The following is a 19097-nucleotide window of genomic DNA, read 5'->3' on the forward strand; positions in this document are numbered from 1 at the left end:
AACCCTACGCAGTAGTGCGTAGAGACGGCGGGAGGGTGTTCTTGGCAAGCTTGACCCCATGACGCTGATCCTCCGCTCGGCCATCATCAACGACATCGGCCTGGTCCGCACCAACAACGAGGACTCCGCCCTCGCCGGTGACCGCCTCGTCGCGGTCGCGGACGGCATGGGCGGCCTGCCCGCGGGCGAGGTGGCGAGCGAGATCGTCATCCGCATCCTGGACGAGCTGAGCCCGCCCACCACCCCCGACGAGGCGGCCGGAGCCCTGCGGGCCGTGGTGAGCACCGCGAACCGGCGCATCCACGCCGCCATCACGGTCGACCCGGCGCGCGACGGCATGGGTACGACGCTGACCGCCGCCCTGCTCGCCGGGGACGCGCTGGTGCTGGCCCAGGTGGGCGACTCGCGCTGCTACCTGCTGCGCGACGGGGAGCTGACCCAGCTCACCCGGGACGACACCTTCGTCCAGGCGCTGGTCGACCAGGGGGCGCTCTCGCCCGAGCAGGCGCGGCACCACCCGCAGCGGTCCCTGGTGACCCGGGCGGTGCAGGGCTCGGACACGCCCCCGGCGATCGGGGTGCTCACGGTGGTGGCCGGCGACCGGCTGCTGCTGTGCAGCGACGGGCTCTCCGACTACGTCGAGGACGGCACGATCGCCGCCGCGCTGAGCACGTACGGCGACCGGCACCAGTGCGGCGAGCAGCTCGTCAAGCTCGCCCACCAGGCCGGCGCGCCGGACAACGTGACCGTCGTGGTCTCGGACGTCGTCGCCGTCTGAGCGCGTCCCGGCTCCCGTCGCGGTCAGCCGCCGGCAGCTAGGTAGTTGTGCCAGCTAGGTAGTGCCGCTATGTTCCTCGCGTGGATTCCGACCGGCGCGGGCAGTGGCTGCGCGGGGTGCTCGACCTCTGCGTCCTGGCCCTGCTGCGCGAGGGCGAGTCCTACGGCTACCAGCTCGCCCAGGCGCTGGAGGCCGCCGGCATCGGGCCGATCCAGGGCGGCACGCTCTATCCGGTGCTGCTGCGCCTGCAACGCACCGGTCTGGTCACCGCCGACTGGCGGGAGGGCGCGTCCGGTCCGGCCCGCAAGTACTACCGGCTCACCGACAGCGGGCGGGCGACCCTGCGCCAGGGCGGCAGCGCCTGGCTCGCGTTCGTCGCCCCGGTGACCGGCCTCGTCACGAAGGGGGTCGACGGATGAACGCCGACGAGTGGCTGCGGGCGTTCGCGGCCGAGTTGGACCGGCGCCGGGTCCGGGCGGACGCCGCCCGGCACGTGGTCGCCGAGGCCGCCGCGCACCTGCGCGACGGCGGGGGCGACCCGTGGGCCGTCTTCGGCCGGCCGCAGGACTACGCCGCCGCGATCGTCGAGACCATCGGCACCTCGCCCGCTGCGCGCCCCGGACCGGTCCGGCTGCACGCGCGGGGCATCACCAAGCGGTACGGGCGACACACCGTCCTGCGCGACGCGTCCCTGACCGTCCGGGCCGGTCAGATCGCCGCCGTGATCGGGGCGAACGGCTGCGGCAAGAGCACCTTCCTGCGCGTCTGCGCCGGGCTGGTCTCCCCCGACGCCGGGGACGTGACCGTCTCCGGCCGGGTCGGCTACTGCCCCCAGCAGGGCGGCACCGCCGACTTCCTGCTGCCCGACGAGCACTTCGTGCTGATCGGCGCCGGCCGGGGCGTGGCCCGGGGGCCGGCCCGCCGTGCCGGTCGGGCGGCGGCCCGCCACCTCGGCTGGGAGGCCGACGGCGACGTCCTCGCCCGCAACCTCTCCGGCGGCACCCGGCAGAAGCTGAACCTGACCATGTCCACCCTCAGCGAGCCGGACATGCTGCTGCTCGACGAGCCCTACCAGGGCTTCGACCGGGGCACGTACGTCAACTTCTGGGACCAGCTCGCCCGGCTGCGCGACGAGGGACGGGCGATCGTCGTGGTGACCCACCTGCTCAACCAACTCGACCGGGTCGACCTGGTGCTCGACCTGACCCCGGCCACCCAGGGAGGGCGTGCGTGAACCGGCTCGTCACCGTCGCCGAGATGACCCTGCGGGAGCTGCTGCGCCGTCGGGGCGTGCTCCTGCTGCTGCTGTTGATGCCGCTGGCGTTCTGGCTGATCCGGCGGGACTCGCACGTCGGGCAGTCCGTACGCTCGCTGCTGCTCGGCATCAGCTGGGCCGTCAGCACCGCCGCCCTCTTCGCCACCGGCGCGGCCCGCGAGCTGGAGCCCCGGCTGCGGCTGGCCGGCTACCGCCCGCACGACCTCTACCTCGGCCGGATGCTCGGCCTGTGGGCGACCGGGCTCATCCTGTCCGTGCCGTTCTTCGTGCTCACCGTCGTCGACGCGCCCGAGCTGCGGCACGGCGGGGTGGCGGTGGCGATGCTCTGCTGCGTGGGGGTGGCCGCGCCCTTCGGGATGCTGATCGGCGCGCTGCTCCCCCGCGAGCTGGAGGGGACGCTGCTGCTGCTCACCGTGGTGGCGGTGCAGATGCTGATCGACCCGGCCGGCACCGGCGCGAAGCTGACCCCGTTCTGGTCCAGCCGGGAGATCGCCACCTGGGCCGTGGACCACACCGACTCCGGCTACCTGGCGCGAGGGTCGCTGCACGGGCTGGCCGTCACCGCGCTGCTGATCGGCACCGTGGCGGCCGTGTTCAGCGTCCGGCTGCGCCGCCGCCGGCACCTTCGACACCTGCCGATCGGCTGACCGTCCGCCGGTCCGGTCACCGGCGATTGCGGTTGCGGCGACCGCCGGGTCGGGATGGGATGGGCGGATGACCGTCCGCCGGGTGAACGCCGAAGAAAGACTGTCCACCAGCTTCGCGCTCGGCGCGTACGCCTTCGAGGCGTCGCCGCGCAGCGCGGCCCGGGCGGAGGAGTTCCGCGGCTACCTGCCCTACAACGAGGGCAACCGGACGCTGGTCGTCGAGGAGGGCGGCGTCACGCTGGCCGCCGCCTCGGCGATCCCGATGCGGCAGAACGTGCGCGGCGAGGTGCTGCCGATGGCCGGCGTCGCCGGGGTCGCCACCCATCCGCTGGCCCGCCGGCGCGGGCACGTACGCACCCTGCTGCACCGGCTCCTCGACGAGATGCGCGACGAGGGGCACCAGCTCAGCGCGCTCTACCCGTTCCGGCCGTCGTTCTACGCCCGGTTCGGCTACGTGGGGCTGCCGAAGCCGCGTACGGTCACGTTCTCGCCGGCCGACCTGGGCGAGCTGCTCGGCGCCGACCTGCCCGGCGAGGTCGGCTGGCAGCGCATCGGCGAGGGCTACCAGGACTGGCGCCGGTTCACCGAGCGGTGCCTGAACGAGCGGCACGGCTTCGCGATCTTCCCCAGCTACCGCGACGTGGGGTTGCGCGACCGCGACGAGCACTGGCTGTTGACGGCCCGCACGGGCGGCACGGTCACCGGTGCCGTGATCTACCGCATCGACGACCACGGCGGCACGCTCGCCGCCGGTGACCTGCTCGCCGCCGACCCGGTCGCCCGGGCGCTGCTGTTGCAGTTCTTCGGCCGGCACGTCGACCAGGTGGAGCGGGTCACGGTCCAGGTGCCCGTCGACGAGGTGCCGGAGCTGTGGCTGACCGACCTGGCCGTGCACGTCGAGGCGCAGGTGGCCCGGCCGGGTTCCTCCGCGCCGATGGCCCGGCTGCTGTCGGTCGACGCGCTGGCCGGGCTGCCCGTCGGGCCGGGCCGGGTGCGGGTGGAGCTGACCGGCGACCGGTGGCTGGCCGGGTCGTACCTGCTGGACGGCACCACCGGCACGCTGGAGCTGGTCACCGGCTCCGCCGCCACGGCCGGCTCGCCGCCGACCAGCACGCTGACCGCCGCCGGCATCTCCGCCCTGGCGTACGGGGTGCTGGACCCGGTCGAGGTGGGTCTGCGCGGGCTGGGCGACGTGTCGCCGGAGGCGGCCGCCGAGTTGCGCCGCCTCTTCCCCCGCGAGCACCCGTACGTCTTCGCCGACTTCTGACCCCGTTCCCTCCCGCCCTCCGCCTTGTCGATCAAGAGGTTTGCGTCCTCCGGGGCGTCGATTCGAGGCGCAACCCTCTTGATCGACCCGAATGGTGACGCGGGCCGGCGGGGGCGTGTCAGTAGGGGTTGCCGTGGCCGGCGGGGCGGCCACGCAGCAGGGCGGTGGGGCGGCCAGGGAGGTCGCCGGCCGCCGACATCGGCGGGCCGGCGGCGTGCGCGCCGTCGGCCATGCCGGCGAAGAGTTCCTTCAGTGCGCTGAGCGCGTCGTGGTGCGGGTGCCAGCCCAGCTCCGTCTCGGCGCGCTCGCTCGACATCAGCGGCGCGTGCAGCGCCAGCTCAACCCAACCGGCGTCGATCGGTTGCAGCCGCGCCCGCCAGGTCAGCGCGGCGGCGGCGCGCAGCACCGGGGCGGCGACGGGCACCGTCCAACCGTGGAAGTGCCGGGCCACCAGCTCCGGCGTCAGCACCGGGTCCGCGGCGACGTTGAACGCGCCGCGCGCGTCACCCAGGACCGCGCGGGCGTACGCGTCGGCGACGTCGTCGGTGTGCACCGCCTGCATCCGCAGCCGCCGGTTCGTCGGCACCAGCGGGATCCGGCCGAAGCGCAGCAGCCGGACGGGCGCGAACGGGCCGAGGAAGTAGCGGGTGATCTCGGTGGCCGCCGCCCGCTGGAAGTTCAGGCCGGGCCGCAGCCGCACCACCCGCAGGTCCGGGTGCTCCCGCTCCGCCCGGTCGAGCAGCGCCTCCACCTCGGCCTTGTCCCGGCTGTACGACGAGCCGGGCACCCCGGTCGCCGGCCAGCGCTCGGAGACCGGGTGGTCCTTCGGGCCGGACGCGTAGACGCCGACGGACGACGCGTACACCAGGGCCGGCACGCCGGCGCGGACCACGGCGTCGATCACGGCCGCGCTGCCGCCCACGTTGGTGCGGTGCAGTACGCGCTGGTCGTGGCTGGGCTGAATCTGCCAGGCCAGGTGCACCACCGCGTCGGCCCCGGCGAAGACCTCGGCGAGCTGGTCGGCGGCGCCGGGCAGGCCGACGTCGCAGGAGTGCCACTCCACCTGGTCGTACGGCTCACCGCACTCCGGCCCGGGCAGCCGGCGGGCCACCCCGGCGAGATCCACTCCGCGTTCCCGCCGCAGCCGGCGCAACAGGGCGGTGCCCGCGTTGCCGGTCGCCCCCACCACCACGATCCGCATGTCCGCCCCGTACCCGGTCAGCCCCGAGTCAATCGCCGATCACGACCACTGTCAGGAGTAGGGCGATCGGCCCGCTTCCAGGGGCCGGGCGAGTGGCGCCCGTCAGGGGCGGGGCGAGTGGCGGACCCAGTTCTTCTGCCCGCCCCGGCGACCCTGCGAGGCGGCGAGGCAGCGCGGGCAGATCCGGCCGACCGGGTCCGTCTCGGTGAGCACGTCCGTCGAGGTGTACTCGAACCGCACGTGCGGGAAGCGGCGCAGCCGGGTCCGGCTCAGGGGAAGCCCGCACACGGTCTGGTTCTGCCCCGGCAGCCAGGCGTGCACCTCGCCGGCCGGCCCCCGTACGCCGTCCGGGCCCGTCTCCTCGCTCGACGCCGCCACGGCCGGAGTGCTGCTCATCCTCATGCGGACACGGTTCCCCGCCGTCGACCGCCCATGCCTGCCGCCCCTCGGCCGCGCCGTCGGCCGGGTGCTCCGCGGCCCGCGGGCTGCCGTGGCGGCGGGCCGGCTCGGCGCGGCGTAGCTCAGCCCCGTTCGGCCAGCAGTGCGGCGATCAGGCAGCCGAACGCGGCCACCGAGGAGATCGTGCGGACGAGGTTCCCGCGCACCCAGGCCGCCTCGAACCAGGCCCGCACCTCGCCCAGGTCGGCGATCCGGTCCACCGGGCCGGCGGCCTCCAGCCGGTCGTTGAGCGGCACGTTGAGGCGGATGGTGACGCCGAAGGTGACCAGATAGCAGGCCAGCGCGGCGACGGTCCAGAGCAGGACCGGCCCGCCCCGGGTGAAATGCGTGGCGACGGCTGCGGCGAGCAGCGGCAGCGCGCCGAGGAAGGCGCTCAGGAACCAGCCGTTGAGGATCTTCCGGTTGATCGACTGCATGGTGCCGACCAGCGTCCGGTCGTCGGTGGCGGCCAGCCCCGGCATGACCGCGCAGGTGAACGCGAAGAACAGCCCCGCCACCAGCCCGGTGGTCAGCGTCGCCCCGGCCAGGGCTGCGATGCGGATCGTCTCGGTCATCGGTGGTCCTCCCCCGTCGTCGTCCCACCAGTCAACCGGACGCTGTCCCGCCCGCCCATGGCAGAGCCGCTCAACATCTGCGCGACGCCCCGGGCCTGCCTCGTCCCGTACGCCCGGAGACGCCCGCCCACGACGGGCGGGCGTATCCGGCGGCGGTTGCCCGCGCTCGGCCGGCCCTCACCCGACGACACCCACGTCACGTCGGTCGGGGGTGTCCAGCCGCGAACTGATCGTCGTGAAACCCCCGCCGTCCCGGGCGGCGGCGGCGATGGCCGTGAGCACCTCCAGGACGTGGAGCCCCCGTGTCGCCGCGGCCAGCGCGGGCCGCCCCGTCAGGATGGCCCTGGCCATCTCGACCAGGCCCATCCCCATGAATCCGTCGGAGTCGCGTGGGCCGGGGAGCACCTCGACGAAGTCGGTGCTGCCCGCTCCCCTGAGCAGCACGGGGCCGCCCCACGAGTTGGCCTGCGCCGCGACGATCGTGCCCTCGGTGCCGTGGATCTCGAGGTGCGGCGTACGCGTCGCCACGACGTCGAAGCTGGTCACCAGCATGCCCATGGCCCCGCTGGCGAACTCCAGGACGCTGTTGACGTGGGTGGGTGTCTGCACGCTGAAGGTCGACCCCGCGCGGGGTCCGGCCAACACGACGCGCTCGGTACGCGCAGTCGCGCCCAGCGCCCCCACCCGGACGATGGAACCCATGAGTTCGGTCAGGACCGTGAGGTAGTACGGACCGATGTCGAACAGGGGTCCGGCGCCCTCCTGGTAGAGGAACTCCGGCTCGGGGTGGAACCGTTCCGGCCCGGCGTTCATCATGGCGGCGTTCACCGAGGTCGGGGTGCCGATCGCGCCTTCGGCGAGCAGCGCCGCGCAGGTCTGCGCCCCGACTCCCAGGAAGGTGTCCGGAGCGGTGCCGACCTGCAACGACCGCGCCCGGGCGGCCTCGACGATGCGGTGACCGTCGGCCATGGTGGTCGCGAGGGGTTTCTCCGTGTAGACGTGCTTGCCGTGCTCCAGGGCGCGCAGGGTCAACTCGGCGTGCGCCCTGGGTGGGGTCAGGTTGAGGACCAGGTCGATCTCCGGATGGGCCAACAGGTCGTCGACCGGGTGCACCTCCGGCACCGCGTGGGCGGCGCCGAGCGCCCGTGCGCGCGCCGGGTCGGCGTCGGCGCAGGCGACGACGGTGACCGCCGGTTCCCCGGCGAGGTTGGCCAGATAGCGGGAACTGACGTTTCCGCACCCCACGACCCCCACCCGCACGGTTCCTCCGATGGGGACCATGTCAGGACAGCCTGATCTCGTGGCCGGCCCGCGCCGACTCGTAGATCCCGTCGAGCATGCGCATGATCTCCGTGCCGTGGGAGACGGGGGCCACCTGCTCGGCCTCTCCCAGGCACAGCGAGACGAAGTGCGCGATCTCGTTGGCGAACCCCTCGGCGAAGTCGAAGCTGAGGTGGTCGATCTGCGGTCCCACGTTGAGGATGGTGTCGTGCATCTCGGTGGCGATCCGAAGCTCCGGTTCGAGTTCCGCGCCACCGCGCTCACCGAATACCGCCACTTCGAGGCGGTCCTCGATCGCGTGCAGGGAGTAGCTGGTCTCCAGCGTCAGGGACGCCCCGTTGTCGAACCGGATGAAGGCCGCGGCGAAGTCCTCGACGTCGCTCTGGGCCGGGTCGTAGTCCGCGACCTTGTACCGCGACAACGACGTGACGTTCGCCCGGTTGCCCAGCCGAGCGTGGGTGACCGCGCTGACCGTGACGGCCCTGGGGGTGCCCATGAAGTACCAGCAGAGGTCCAGGACGTGCACGCCGATGTCGATGAGCGGCCCCCCGCCGGACCGCTTGTGGTCCGCGAACCAGCCACCGGGGTTGCCGAGCCGTCGGATGTTCGTCGCGCGGGCGTGGTAGACGTCGCCCAGCAGCCCGCTGTCGACGAACGACTTGAGGACCTTGGCGTTCGCGCCGAAGCGCCGGACGAAGCCGACCTCCAGGTGCCTGCCGCTGCGCTCGACGGCCTCGACGAGCGCCTCGGCCTCGCCGGCCGTACGACTCAACGGCTTCTCCACCAGGACGTGCTTGCCGGCGTCGAGCGCCGCCGTGGCGATCTCCGCGTGGCTGTCGTTCCACGTGCAGATGCTCACCGCGTCGATCTCGGAGTCGGCGAGCAGGCTGTCGAGCGTCGGGTGCACGCGGGTCACGCCGAAGGTCTCGGCCTTCTGCGCGCTCCGCTCGTGGTTGACGTCGAACACCCCGACGAGGTGGACGTCCGGGTTGGCGGCGTACGCGCCCAGGTGCATCTCCGCGATGCTCCCGACGCCGATCACGCCCACGCCGAGCCGGCTCACTTGGCCGCCTCCGCCTCGGCGAAGAGCCGCTTCGCGTTGGCGAGACCGATCGGGTTGGCCATCAGGCACTCCTCGATGCCCTCGAACTCGATGGACACGAAGCCGTCGTAGCCGGCGTCGACGATGCCCCGCACGATCCTGCGCATGTCGAGGTCGCCGTAGCCGACGATGGAGCCGAGCAGGTAGGTGCCGCCCGGGGTGTGGTGCCAGCCGTCGCCGGGGTACTGCGAGCGGACGTAGAAGTCCTTCAGGTGCACGATGCTGGCGTACGGGGCGTTCTCGGCGACCGACACCACCGGGTTGTCGTCCACCGACATGAAGTTGCCGACGTCGAGGGTCGTCTTGAAGTTCGGCTCGTCGACGAGGTGGATGAGCCGGCGTACGCGCTCACCGCCGTTCATCAGCAGCCCGTGGTTCTCCACGCTGGTGGTGATGCCGTACGGGGCGGCGTACTGGGCGATCTCCTTGCACGCCTCCACCATGCGGGGCAGCAGCGCCTCGAACTCGGCGACGTCCTTGGCCCGGTGGGCCCACTTGGCGACGTCGTGGCGGAAGAGGGTGATGTCCAGCGCGGCCGCCACCTCGATGTGCCGCTTGACCCGCGCCATGTTCTTCGCCGCGTCCTCGCCGAGGAGGTCGGCCGGGACGACGAGGTTGGACAGGGTGACGCCCTGGTCGGCCGCGCGGGTCTTGATCTCCTGGACGAATCCGGGGTCCTGGTCGAGGGTGGAGGTGTCGTTGGAGATCTCCGGGGAGAGCGACACCGTCGCGATCTCCATGTGGGTGGCGTCGCTGGCGCCGATCCAGTCGATGACCTCGAGGAGGCTCATCCGGCCGGTGCGCAGGTGCTGGTAGAAGGAGTAGGAGCTGAAGCCGAACTGCACGGGTACTTCCTTCGGTCGGGTTGGAGGGGTCAGGACGAGAGCGCGGCGTACTGGCGGCGTCGTTCCGCCTGGCGTGCCGGGTCAGGGATGGGCGACGCCATGAGCAGCCGGTTCGTGTACGCATGGCGCGGTCGTGACGTGACGGTGTCACCGTCACCGGTCTCCACGATGCGGCCCTTGAGCATGACCGCGACCCGGTGGCAGATGTAGCGCACCACCGACAGGTCGTGGGAGATGAAGAGGTACGCGACGCCGGTCTGCTCCTGGATGTCGATGAGCAGGTCGAGGATGCGTGCCTGGGTGGAGAGGTCGAGGGCGCTCACCGGCTCGTCGCAGACGATGAGTCGGGGCTTCAGCGCGAGGGCGCGGGCGATGGCGATGCGCTGCCGTTGCCCGCCGGAGAACTCGCGCGGGTACCGTCGTCCGGCGTCGGCTTCCAGGCCGATCTGGCCCAGCAGCTGACCGATCCGCGCGGAGGCTTCGGCCCCGGGCACCCCCTGCGCCCTGAGCGGCTCGGCGAGGATGCTCTCCACGGACATCGCCGGGTTGAGCGACGAGTACGGGTCCTGGAAGACGACCTGGATGTCCCGGCTCAGGGCCCGGCGGGCGCGTCGGTTCGCCCGGGTGATGTCGGCGCCGTCGAACGTGACCGTGCCGGCGCTGATCGGGGCGAGCCCCAGGAGCGCACGGCCCAGGGTCGTCTTTCCCGAGCCGGACTCGCCGACCAGGCCGACCGTCTCTCCCGCCCGGATCTGCATCGAGACGTCGTGCAGCGCGTGGAAGGACGGACTGCGCCACCGGGACCCGCGATAGACGACGTTGACGTCGCGGACGTCGAGCAGTGGGGCGCCGGAATCGTCGCGGGTGCTCATGACTGCGCCTCCTGAAGGTCGTCGCGCGACCGCCGGGGAGGGGCGTCCTCCAGGGTCGCGTCCAAGAGCATGCGGGTGTACTCGTGCTGTGGGTCGGCGAAGAGTTCGGCGACCGGTTGCTGCTCGACGACGAGGCCGTCCCGCATCACCGCGACCCGGTCGCAGAGGTCGGCGACCACACCAAGGTTGTGGGTGACCAGGATGAGGCCCATGTTGCGCTCCCGTTGCAGGTCACGGAGGAGTTCGAGGACCTCCGCCTGGACCGTGACGTCGAGGGCGGTGGTCGGCTCGTCCGCGATGAGCAGCTCGGGATCGCAGGAGACGGCGCCCGCGATGAGCACCCGCTGTGCCATTCCGCCGCTGAGCTGATGGGGGTAGGCGGCGAGCGTGCGGGCGGGGTCGGGAATGCCGACGCGTTCGAGCAGGTGCAGGGCCCGCTCGGTCGCGGCCTTCCTGGACAGGTTGAGCTTGCGCCGCATCGGCTTCGTCAGCTGGGCACCGATGGTGAAGGACGGGTCCAGGTTGGACATCGGCTCCTGCGGTACGTAGGCCATCTTCGGCCCGCGCAGCTTCTGCAACTCGCCCTCGCGCAGCCCGATCAGGGATTGCCCGTCGAGGGAGAGGTGTCGGGCGGACACGGAGGCGTCGGGTGGCAGGAGTCCGAGGATCGCGAAGGACGTCTGGGACTTCCCGGAGCCGGACTCCCCGACCAGGCCGAGCACCTCTCCTCGCGCGACGTGCAGCGACACGCCCCGTACCACGTCCTTGGTGGCTCCGTCCTCGGTCACGTACCGCACCGACAGGTCCTCGACGCGGAGCAGGGTGTCCGCGGGGAGGGCGGTCGCGGGCGTACGGTCGGTTTCGCCCTGGGTGACCGTCTTGTCGTCCCGGCGGGCGGACCGCGCCGCCTGCTTGGCCTTGGGTTTGCGGCTGACCCCCAGCGAATCCGCCAGGGCCGTGCCGAAGAGCACAAGTGCCATGACCGTGAGGCCGATGGCGACGCCGGGTGCGATGACCAGCTCGGGCGCGCGTTGGAAGTTCTGGAAGGCGTTGCTGAGTTCGCCACCCCAGCTGGGGCGCTGCGGGTCGCCGAAGCCGAGGAACTCCAGGCCGGACTGGACGATGATCGCCATGCCGAAGATGAACGAGGACCGTACGAGGACCGGCCCCAGCACCACGGAGAGCACGTGACGGAAGATGATGCGCAGGTCGGACAGCCCCGCGACGCGGGCGGCGTCGAGGTAGAGCTCCTCGCGCACCGCGATCACGGCGCTCCGGGTCAGCCGGAAGATGTCCGGCGACGCCAGCACGCCAAGGGTGATCATCGTCGGGGCGAGGCCGCTGCCGAGGGAGGCGATGACCACGATGATGATGAGGATCTCCGGCAGGGACATCAGCATGTTGAAGATCCAGCTCGACACCCCGTCGAACCGCTTCGCGTGGTAGCCGGCGAGGAGACCTGCGGGAATGCCGCACAGGAGAGCGACGGCGACCATGATCGCGCCCGCCTGGAGGCTCACCCGGCCGCCCCACAGGAGGCGGCTGAGGATGTCCCGCCCGTTTCCGTCCGTGCCGAGCGGGTGGTCGCCGCTCGGCGGTCGGAGCGCCTCCGAGAGCACGACCAGGTTCGGGTCCTGCGGGGCGAGCAGCGGCGCGAGGATGCTCGCCGCGACGATGGCCAGCAGGACACCGCCCGCCACCACGCCCATGGGGTTACGCAGGAAGGAGCGGAATCTCCTGGCTGTCAGGCCCGCGCGGGCCGTCACGTCGGCGCTCATGCGTTCCGTACCTTCGGGTTCAGTGCGGCGTAGAGGATGTCGACCGCGAGATTGACGAGCACGACGACGAGCACGGTGAAGAGCAGGACGCCCATGATGACGGGGATGTCACTGTTGCCCGAGGCGTTGATGGCGACGGCGCCGATGCCCTGGAGGCCGAACACCCGCTCGATGATGGCGGCGCCGCTCATCGCCGCGATGAACTGGAGGGAGAGCATCGTCAGCGCCGGCGGAGCCGCGTTGCGCAGGACGTGGGTGAGCAGGATGTCGCGCTGCGAGAGACCCCGGCTGCGCAGCGTACGGACGTAGTCCTGGCTGTTGACGGTGATCACGGAGTTCCGCAGCTGCTGGGCGATCGCGGCGATCGAACCGATCGACAGCGCGACGATCGGCAGGGTGATGGACCAGAGCCAACCGCCGGGTGAGTCGCCCAGGTGGACGTAGCCCGTGGCGGGGAACCAGCCCAGTTGCACGGCGAAGACCAGGGCCAGGATGATCGCGACCCAGAAGTTCGGAAGGCTGAAGCCGAGCACCATGAACACCTGGAGTACGCGGTCGAACGTTCCGGGTCGGGTCGCCGCGAGCAGCCCGAGCACGACACCCAGCACCGCGGCCACCAGGACGGCACCCAACGCGAGGGAGACGGTGACCGGCAGCCGCGTCACGATGAGCTCGCTCACCTCGGCGTTCTGCGCGGACGAAACCCCCAGGTCACCGCGTACGACCCCGCTCAGCCAGCTCAGATACTGCTCGACGAGCGGCCGGTCGAGGCCAAGTTGCTCCCGCTTGACCGCGACCTGTTCCTCGGTGGCGTAGAGGCCCAACGCGCCCCGGGCCGGATCGGAGCCGGTGAGCATGAGGAAGAAGAACATCCCCGTCACGACCGAGAACGCCAGCAGCAGGCCCGTGGCCAACCGCCGACCGATGAAGCCCAGCATGCCTGCTACCTCCTAGATGAGCTGTAGTGATCCACCGGATGGGCCGGCCCGTCGTCCGACCCATCCGGGGTTGATCGGCGGTTACTTCGCCGGGGCGAAGAAGCGGAGGCTCGGCATGAGCTGCGCCTGCTGCATGGTCACGTCGATGTCCGACTTGAACAGGTAGACGTTCTCCTGCGTGACGATCGGCGCGAACCAGGCCTGCTCGACGAGGTGGGTGTTCAGCTCCTTGTAGAGGGCGGCCTGCTTGTCACCCTGCGCGGCCGGGATCTCCTTGAGCAGCCGGGTGACGGTCTCGTCGGTGTACTTGAAGTTGTTCCACAGCGAGGTCGGCGTGAGCTTGTTCAGCACGTCCGTCCACGCCGGGATGTTCGTGGAGAACGAGAGCATGAACGCCGGCTGGCCCTTCAGGGTCTCCAGGCCGCCGTTGGCGAAGCCGTTGACCGGCACCTGCTCGACCGTGATGCCCACGTCGCCCAGGTACTGGGTGACGATCGGCACCAGCGGGGACATGAAGCCCTCGCTGTACGAAATCTTGATCTTGAAGCCGCTGCCGTAGCCCGCCGCGGCCAGCAACTCGCGCGCCTTCGCCGGGTCGTACGGGTATCGGGCGTTCAACTCCGGGACCCACGCCTCGCTGGACGGGTTGAAGGTCTGGGTGGAGACCTGACCGAAGCCGCCGTAGTGGGTGTCGAGGATGGCCTTGCGGTCGAGCGCGTGGTTGATCGCCTGCCGCACCCGCACGTCGCCGAGTGCCGCCGACGCCTTGCCGGCACGGTCCTGGAGGATGATCCCCTGCCACTCGCCGGGCACCGTCTTGACGGTGAGCCCGTCGGTCTTGGCCTTCGGCACCATGTCGGAGGTGCCGTACATGAACTGGATCTGGCCGGTGGCGAGCGCGTTGTACCGGGCGGTGAACTCCTCGTACGGGCGGATCACGACGTTCTCGAAGGGGAACGCCTCGCGGTTCCAGTAGCCGTCGCGCGCCTTGAAGGTGTACTTGACGCCCTTCTCGGAAGCGCCGGAGTCGTACGTGTAGGGCCCGGAGCCCACCGGGTTGGAGGCGATGGTGCCCGAGCTGAGCGCCGTGGGGCTCGCCATGTATCCCAGGTACGTCGCCAGGGCGGCCAGGAGGCCGGGGCTGGGCTCGCTGAGGTGCAGGCGCACCGTGGCCTTGTCCACGACCTCGACGCGCTCGATCGCCCGGGCCGCCTCGGAGGCGCTGCCCGCCCCCTTCTTGCGCGCCTCGAGGTTGACCTTCACCGCGTCGGCGTCGAAGGCGGCGCCGTCACTGAAGGTGACGCCGTCGCGCAGCTTCAGGGTGAGCTCGGTGAGGTCGGCGTTGTACTCGTACGCGGTGGCCAGGTTGCCCTCGATCTTCGACTCGGGCGTCTTGCGGAGCAGCGGGTCGTAGACGGCCTCCGCGTAGTGGATGACCGCGCCTTCCTTCATCTCGGCGGGGTCCCAGGTCAGCACGTCGCCGTTGTTGCCCAGTACGAGCTGGGACGAGCCTGCTTCATTCGCCTGCCCACCACCGCTACAACCGGCGAGGGCGAGAGCGACTACGGCAAACGCTGCCGTCAGCGTGCGTGTCAGTTGCACCGTGTTCCCTTCTATTGCTGCAAAGCCAGCGCCGGTCGGCGTCGCTCCAAGTGACGGGGATCGGATCGTGCGGTTCAGGCGATCCCGAGTTGTTGGCTCATGACCATGGCGGTCGCGCCGCGCAGGACGATGTCGTCGCCGAGCTCCGAGAGCCGCAGGACGATGTCGCCGTGGACCTCTGTCAGGGCGCGCTGTCGGATGGTTTCCATCGCCGCGGCGGCCAGCGGTCCTTCCAGCACCCGGTGCGGCCCGCTGAGGACGATTTCCGAGACGTTGATGGCGGCCACGATCGGGGCCAGCACGGAACCGAGGGCTTCGCCCGCGGCGGCGAGGACCCGGGTGTGCTCCGCATCGGTACGGGCTTCCGAGAGGTCTTCCTGGATGCGCCGGGTCGACAGCCAGGTCTCGAGGCAACCGAACTTTCCACAGACACAGGCCCGCTCGCTGGCGGTGTCCACGACCACGTGGCCGATCTCGCCGGCCGCGAACCTGCTGCCCAGGACGGGCGTGCCGCCGAGCAGCAGGCCCGCCCCCACGCCGACACCGACCCGCACGAGGAGGGTGTCCGCCGCGCTCTCGCCGTAACTGCGCTCGGCGAGCGCGGTGGCGTTGGCGTCGTTCGACACCACCACGGGGCAGGCGAAGTGCCCGGTCAGCACCGAACGGAGGTCGAGGTCCTTCCACCCCAGGTTGGGTGCGCTGAGGACGACGCCACCGAGGTCCACGATGCCCGGGGTGCCGATGCCGATGCCGAGCAGCGGCGCCGTCACCTGTTCGCGCAGCGCCCCGACGAGACCGACGACCTTCGCCAACGCGTCGGCGCCGGCGCTGCCCTCGATCTCGACCTGCTGACGAGCCACCACTGAGCCGCCGAGGTTGAACACGGCGCCCCGGTAGAGCGTCGAGTGGCTCAGATCCACGGCGATCGCCTGGTAGGCGTGCTCGTTGAACTCGAGCATCATGGCCGGCTTCCCGGGCCGCGTCCCCGCCCGCGTACCCACCTCGACCACGAGGTCGTCCGCGAGGAGGTCGCTCACGACGTCCGAGACCGAGACCCTCGTCAGCCCGGTGCGCCGCGCCAGATCCGCCCGGCTGTGCGGCCCCTCCCGGTAGAGCATGCGCAGCAGCAACTCGCGGTTGTGCACACGGGCCTGCTCCGGGAGCACCTTCTCGCCGGAGCGGACCCGGGCCGGAACCCGGTCTCGCCGCACGGTCCCCACCGCGCGGCCCTGCGGCTCCGGCGGCGTGGTCCCCGTCTCATCAATGCACGTCACACGGTTAGTACAGGCGGCTAACAAACCGCCGACAAGAACGCGGCTCGCGTTGTTCCCAAGTTGTTACATTCCCATGGCCCGGTTTTTGCGGCAGCTTCGGCCAGCCAACACCCCTGGTAGAGCCGCTGGTCACGGCGCTGGGCGAGCCCACCAGCGCGCCGACAAGCCGGCACGATGACGAGGAGGGACACCGCGGGCGCCGACTCTCCGATAGGGTCCAACCGGAGTCCCACCAGCCTGCTTCGGGATCGATCACCGGACCACGTCCGGCCCAGGCCCGCCAAGATCCAGAAGACCCTCAGCGGGCCGCGGTCGGGAGGGCAGTTGACCTCCCGGCACCGTCCGCGCCGCCCGGCCCGACTCTTCCCGTACGCCGAAGGCCCCGCCATGGACGGCGAGGCCCGCTCCTCGCCTGAGCTGCCGGTTCCTCCTACGGCGCGAAAGCCGAGAGTCGCAACCGGCCGCCTTCCGGTAACCTGAGCGCGCGGGCCGCTAGCTCAATGGCAGAGCTGTGGACTTTTAATCCATAGGTTCAGGGTTCGAGTCCCTGGCGGCCCACCTGAACGGATGCCCGGACGGAGGGGTTCGGGATCCGGGTGGTCGCGGGCCATGCCGGTGTTCCGGCCGTAACCGCACCGCCCGAGCCCGACTCCCACCCGGTGCAGATGGGCGAGCGACGACGCATTTCTCCGACGGGTACTCGGGCGTGCCGGGACGACCTCGTCCGGTCACACCTTGAGGACGTCCACGTCGTACAGCGCTATCGACGCGTCGCGGGTGGCCAGGGTCAAGTTCTCGGTGATCGCCTGTGCCACGAGCATGCGGTCGAAGGGATCGCGGTGATGGGGTGGCAGGCGGCCGGCGGCGATGGCGTGGGCATGAGTTACCGGGAGTTCACGGAAGCCCATGTCCCTTACCCGCTCGGCGAGGTCAGGGGGTCCTGCAAGCTTTCCCACGCTCTGCTTGATGGTGATCTCCCACAGACTGACCGGGGAGAGAGAGATGTCTGGATCGTGACGTAGCTGGTCGAGGAACTCGGTGCCGAGGGTCGCATCGCCGGTGATGGCCCAGAGCGCGACGTGAGTGTCCAGCAGGAGGGTCATGCGCCGATGCCGAAGTCAGCGGCGATCTCGGCGTTAGTCTGAGGGGAATCCCAGTCGCCCGAGAGGTCCAGTTGCCCGGCGAGGGAGCCGACTGCGGTGCGGTTGGCCCGCCGTACCAGCGGCACCACCTTCGCCACCGGAGTGCCCGCGCGGTCGATGATGATCTCTTCGCCACGTTCCACCCGTTCGATGATGCGTGACAGGTGGGTCTTGGCATCATGCATGTTGTAGTGCACGGCTTCAGCCGACATCATTCGACCTCCTCGTTTAGCTAACAGCTTAGCCAACTCGACCAGATATCGTCACCGGCGCACCGGATGAGCTGGGCAAACTCATCGATAGCAGATCGCCGACCCCAGACGAGGCTGAGCAGGCGAGAATCCGATTCCTCCTCGCCGGTACGGCGTACTTTCGCGCCGGGCAAGTGGCTGCGTGGGTTGGGGTGGCCTATGCCCTCGTAGCGTTGATTCAGCGGTTCAGCGGCTGACAGCCCGGCAACCTCAACGGCACGCACGACCGTGCCGCGCAGCCAATTTCACGATCACGAGCCTTCCGACCGAGGTAGCGCCGCGGTTCTGGTGAACCTGCGGGCGAGGTGTGCGAAGGCCTCGGTCAGTTCGGCGGGGCCGACGACTTCGATGTCGGCGTCGTACCGGGCGATGGTGGCCGCGAGGCTGGGCCAGGACCAGGAACCGAGGGTGAGGCGGCAGCGGCCGGGGCCGACCTCTTCGAGGATGCCTTCGCGGGTGTACTGGGCGACCGTGGTGGCGGGCAGGTCGAGGATCACCGTGCCCTGGCAGGGCCACCCGCCCCCGTCGCCCGCTCCACGGAACGTGCCGATGAGGTAGGTGGCGACGTCTCCGCCGGGGAGTTCGCGTGGGGTGAAGCGTGGCCCGTTGGGGGTGCGCAGGGTGATCCGGTCGGCGCGGAAGGTACGCCAGTCGTCGCGGTCGAGGTCCCAGGCGATGAGGTACCAGCGTCCGTCCCAGGTGATGACGTGGTGGGGTTCGACGCGGCGCGGAGGCGTGTCCGCGTCCGTGGCGCCGTAGTCGAAGCGCAGGATCTCGCGGGCGTGGGCGGCGGCGCTGAGTGCGAGCAGCAGGTCGCCGTCGACCGGTGCGGTCGGTCGGGTGGTCGGCCGTTCGACGGCGGTGACCCGCAGGGCCTCGATGCGGTTTCGGAGCCGGGCGGGCATGACCTGCCGGATGGTGGTCAGCGCCCGGGCCGCGGCTTCGGCGAGGCCGTCGCCCGAGGTGGTGGCGACGATCTGTAGGGCGACGGTCAGGGCCACGGCCTGCTCGTCGTCGAACAGCAGCGGCGGCAGCTCGGTGCCGGCGCTGAGCCGGTAGCCGCCGTCCGGGCCCTTGACCGCGGCGATCGGATAGCCGAGTTCGCGCAGCCGGTCGACGTCGCGGCGGACGGTGCGCAGGCTGATGCCGAGCCGGTCGGCCAGCAGCGTGCCGGGCCAGTCCCGCCGGGCCTGCAACAGCGACAACAGGGTCAGCAGGCGGGCGGACGTCTTCGGCATGAACCTGATTCTCCCCGCAGTAGGTGTCACATCCTGGCACCTACTGCGGTGAGGGTTGGTCTCCCGGCCGGAAGCACCGGCCACCCCCTGGATTACGGAGTCTTCACCATGGCCATCACCGCCACCCCGCACCTGAACTTCCGTGGCGATGCCCGTCGGGCGCTCGAGTTCTACCAGTCCGTGTTCGGCGGGCACCTGACGGTCGTCGCGTACGGCGACTTCGGGATGCCGAAGGAACTACCCGACGCCGACAAGGTCGTCTTCGGCCAGGTCACCGCCGAGAGCGGCTTCAGCATCATGGCGTACGACGCACCCGGCCAGTCGCCGGTCACGACCGCGCCGACCGCCACCACGCGCGAGAACGGCATGACGCTGACCGGCGAGCGGTTCTTCGTAGCCGTCGGCGGCGACACCACCGAAGAGGTCAGCGCGCTGTGGGACAGGCTCGCCGACGGCGCTGAGGTCATCGAGAAGTACGGTCCGTCGCAGTTCGCCCCCGGCTTCGGGATGCTCACCGACCGGTTCGGCGTCACCTGGATCCTCCAGGTCAACGTCACCCCCGCCTGACCCGCGAAGCGCCCATCCCCGTCCG

At 71.0% G+C, this 19097-nt stretch carries 20 protein-coding genes and 1 tRNA gene; 7 read left to right on the top strand and 14 right to left on the bottom strand.

Features of this window, described 5'->3' with window-relative positions:
• Window positions 1-58 precede the first annotated feature (58 nt).
• The 5 genes from AC5L34_RS04930 to AC5L34_RS04950 all read left to right on the top strand — a co-directional run bounded on the left by AC5L34_RS04930 (window position 59) and on the right by AC5L34_RS04950 (window position 3968).
• A complete protein-coding gene (locus tag AC5L34_RS04930; protein ID WP_441173631.1) occupies window positions 59-778 on the top strand; it encodes a PP2C family protein-serine/threonine phosphatase in 720 nt (239 codons plus the stop codon).
• A gap of 80 nt (window positions 779-858) precedes the next feature.
• Window positions 859-1197 (top strand): PadR family transcriptional regulator, encoded by a 339-nt coding sequence (locus AC5L34_RS04935; protein WP_101413693.1) that lies wholly within the window; start codon window positions 859-861, stop codon window positions 1195-1197.
• Window positions 1194-2012, top strand: a complete 819-nt coding sequence (locus AC5L34_RS04940; RefSeq protein WP_494823881.1) for an ATP-binding cassette domain-containing protein — start codon at window positions 1194-1196, stop codon at window positions 2010-2012. The genes AC5L34_RS04935 and AC5L34_RS04940 overlap by 4 nt, the downstream gene beginning before the upstream one ends.
• A complete protein-coding gene (locus AC5L34_RS04945; protein ID WP_441173633.1) occupies window positions 2009-2701 on the top strand; it encodes a hypothetical protein in 693 nt (230 codons plus the stop codon). Before AC5L34_RS04940 ends, AC5L34_RS04945 begins: the two co-directional genes overlap by 4 nt.
• An 82-nt stretch (window positions 2702-2783) precedes the next feature.
• Complete coding sequence (locus AC5L34_RS04950; protein WP_441173634.1) at window positions 2784-3968, top strand: GNAT family N-acetyltransferase; 1185 nt, start codon at window positions 2784-2786, stop codon at window positions 3966-3968.
• A gap of 118 nt (window positions 3969-4086) precedes the next feature.
• On the opposite strand, the gene AC5L34_RS04955 is transcribed toward AC5L34_RS04950, so the two are convergent.
• The 11 genes from AC5L34_RS04955 to AC5L34_RS05005 all read right to left on the bottom strand — a co-directional run bounded on the left by AC5L34_RS04955 (window position 4087) and on the right by AC5L34_RS05005 (window position 15811).
• Window positions 4087-5169 carry an NAD-dependent epimerase/dehydratase family protein gene (locus tag AC5L34_RS04955; protein WP_441173635.1) on the bottom strand — a complete coding sequence of 361 codons (1083 nt, stop codon included), beginning with the start codon at window positions 5167-5169 and terminating at the stop codon, window positions 4087-4089.
• A 102-nt stretch (window positions 5170-5271) separates the two neighbouring features.
• Window positions 5272-5571: a hypothetical protein gene (locus AC5L34_RS04960; RefSeq protein WP_441173636.1), complete on the bottom strand. Its 300-nt coding sequence runs from the start codon at window positions 5569-5571 to the stop codon at window positions 5272-5274.
• A 119-nt stretch (window positions 5572-5690) separates the two neighbouring features.
• Entirely contained in the window at window positions 5691-6182 is a 492-nt protein-coding gene (locus AC5L34_RS04965; protein ID WP_441173637.1) for an anthrone oxygenase family protein, read from the bottom strand.
• Between the two features lie 177 nt (window positions 6183-6359).
• On the bottom strand, window positions 6360-7436 hold the full coding sequence (locus tag AC5L34_RS04970; RefSeq protein ID WP_494823884.1) for a Gfo/Idh/MocA family protein: 1077 nt from the start codon (window positions 7434-7436) through the stop codon (window positions 6360-6362).
• A gap of 28 nt (window positions 7437-7464) precedes the next feature.
• Window positions 7465-8526: a Gfo/Idh/MocA family protein gene (locus AC5L34_RS04975; RefSeq protein WP_494823886.1), complete on the bottom strand. Its 1062-nt coding sequence runs from the start codon at window positions 8524-8526 to the stop codon at window positions 7465-7467.
• Entirely contained in the window at window positions 8523-9410 is an 888-nt protein-coding gene (locus AC5L34_RS04980; RefSeq protein WP_494823888.1) for a sugar phosphate isomerase/epimerase family protein, read from the bottom strand. The genes AC5L34_RS04975 and AC5L34_RS04980 overlap by 4 nt, the downstream gene beginning before the upstream one ends.
• Before the next feature lie 29 nt (window positions 9411-9439).
• Window positions 9440-10282: an ATP-binding cassette domain-containing protein gene (locus AC5L34_RS04985; protein ID WP_357661266.1), complete on the bottom strand. Its 843-nt coding sequence runs from the start codon at window positions 10280-10282 to the stop codon at window positions 9440-9442.
• A complete protein-coding gene (locus AC5L34_RS04990) occupies window positions 10279-12060 on the bottom strand; it encodes a dipeptide/oligopeptide/nickel ABC transporter permease/ATP-binding protein (RefSeq protein WP_494823890.1) in 1782 nt (593 codons plus the stop codon). The genes AC5L34_RS04985 and AC5L34_RS04990 overlap by 4 nt, the downstream gene beginning before the upstream one ends.
• Window positions 12057-12998: an ABC transporter permease gene (locus tag AC5L34_RS04995; protein ID WP_494823892.1), complete on the bottom strand. Its 942-nt coding sequence runs from the start codon at window positions 12996-12998 to the stop codon at window positions 12057-12059. Before AC5L34_RS04995 ends, AC5L34_RS04990 begins: the two co-directional genes overlap by 4 nt.
• 81 nt (window positions 12999-13079) lie before the next feature.
• The gene (locus tag AC5L34_RS05000; protein WP_441173643.1) at window positions 13080-14600 is read right to left on the bottom strand and encodes an ABC transporter substrate-binding protein; all 1521 of its coding nucleotides are present in this window, start codon (window positions 14598-14600) and stop codon (window positions 13080-13082) included.
• A 74-nt stretch (window positions 14601-14674) separates the two neighbouring features.
• Window positions 14675-15811: an ROK family transcriptional regulator gene (locus AC5L34_RS05005; protein WP_494823894.1), complete on the bottom strand. Its 1137-nt coding sequence runs from the start codon at window positions 15809-15811 to the stop codon at window positions 14675-14677.
• Between the two features lie 549 nt (window positions 15812-16360).
• Here AC5L34_RS05005 and AC5L34_RS05010 point away from each other — a divergent pair.
• Window positions 16361-16432 (top strand) — tRNA-Lys (locus AC5L34_RS05010).
• Between the two features lie 170 nt (window positions 16433-16602).
• On the opposite strand, the gene AC5L34_RS05015 is transcribed toward AC5L34_RS05010, so the two are convergent.
• The 3 genes from AC5L34_RS05015 to AC5L34_RS05025 form a co-directional block, all read right to left on the bottom strand.
• A complete protein-coding gene (locus AC5L34_RS05015) occupies window positions 16603-16977 on the bottom strand; it encodes a type II toxin-antitoxin system VapC family toxin (RefSeq protein WP_441173655.1) in 375 nt (124 codons plus the stop codon).
• Window positions 16974-17228 (bottom strand): type II toxin-antitoxin system Phd/YefM family antitoxin, encoded by a 255-nt coding sequence (locus AC5L34_RS05020; protein WP_132405220.1) that lies wholly within the window; start codon window positions 17226-17228, stop codon window positions 16974-16976. Before AC5L34_RS05020 ends, AC5L34_RS05015 begins: the two co-directional genes overlap by 4 nt.
• A 290-nt stretch (window positions 17229-17518) precedes the next feature.
• Entirely contained in the window at window positions 17519-18505 is a 987-nt protein-coding gene (locus AC5L34_RS05025; RefSeq protein ID WP_494823897.1) for a helix-turn-helix transcriptional regulator, read from the bottom strand.
• Between the two features lie 108 nt (window positions 18506-18613).
• On the opposite strand from AC5L34_RS05025, the gene AC5L34_RS05030 reads away from it, so the two are divergent.
• Window positions 18614-19072, top strand: coding sequence for a VOC family protein (locus AC5L34_RS05030; RefSeq protein WP_494823899.1), 459 nt, complete (start codon window positions 18614-18616; stop codon window positions 19070-19072).
• Window positions 19073-19097: the final 25 nt, after the last annotated feature.

The sequence above is a fragment of the Micromonospora sp. ZG13 genome (assembly GCF_059359355.1).

Coding starts and splice junctions, on each gene's coding strand:
- AC5L34_RS04930 (WP_441173631.1), top strand. CDS start 59: ATGACGCTGATCCTCCGCTCGGCCATCATCAACGACATCGGCCTGGTC.
- AC5L34_RS04940 (WP_494823881.1), top strand. CDS start 1,194: ATGAACGCCGACGAGTGGCTGCGGGCGTTCGCGGCCGAGTTGGACCGG.
- AC5L34_RS04955 (WP_441173635.1), bottom strand. CDS start 5,169: ATGCGGATCGTGGTGGTGGGGGCGACCGGCAACGCGGGCACCGCCCTG.
- AC5L34_RS04960 (WP_441173636.1), bottom strand. CDS start 5,571: ATGAGGATGAGCAGCACTCCGGCCGTGGCGGCGTCGAGCGAGGAGACG.
- AC5L34_RS04965 (WP_441173637.1), bottom strand. CDS start 6,182: ATGACCGAGACGATCCGCATCGCAGCCCTGGCCGGGGCGACGCTGACC.
- AC5L34_RS04985 (WP_357661266.1), bottom strand. CDS start 10,282: ATGAGCACCCGCGACGATTCCGGCGCCCCACTGCTCGACGTCCGCGAC.
- AC5L34_RS04990 (WP_494823890.1), bottom strand. CDS start 12,060: ATGAGCGCCGACGTGACGGCCCGCGCGGGCCTGACAGCCAGGAGATTC.
- AC5L34_RS04995 (WP_494823892.1), bottom strand. CDS start 12,998: ATGCTGGGCTTCATCGGTCGGCGGTTGGCCACGGGCCTGCTGCTGGCG.
- AC5L34_RS05015 (WP_441173655.1), bottom strand. CDS start 16,977: ATGACCCTCCTGCTGGACACTCACGTCGCGCTCTGGGCCATCACCGGC.
- AC5L34_RS05020 (WP_132405220.1), bottom strand. CDS start 17,228: ATGTCGGCTGAAGCCGTGCACTACAACATGCATGATGCCAAGACCCAC.
- AC5L34_RS05025 (WP_494823897.1), bottom strand. CDS start 18,505: ATGCCGAAGACGTCCGCCCGCCTGCTGACCCTGTTGTCGCTGTTGCAG.
- AC5L34_RS05030 (WP_494823899.1), top strand. CDS start 18,614: ATGGCCATCACCGCCACCCCGCACCTGAACTTCCGTGGCGATGCCCGT.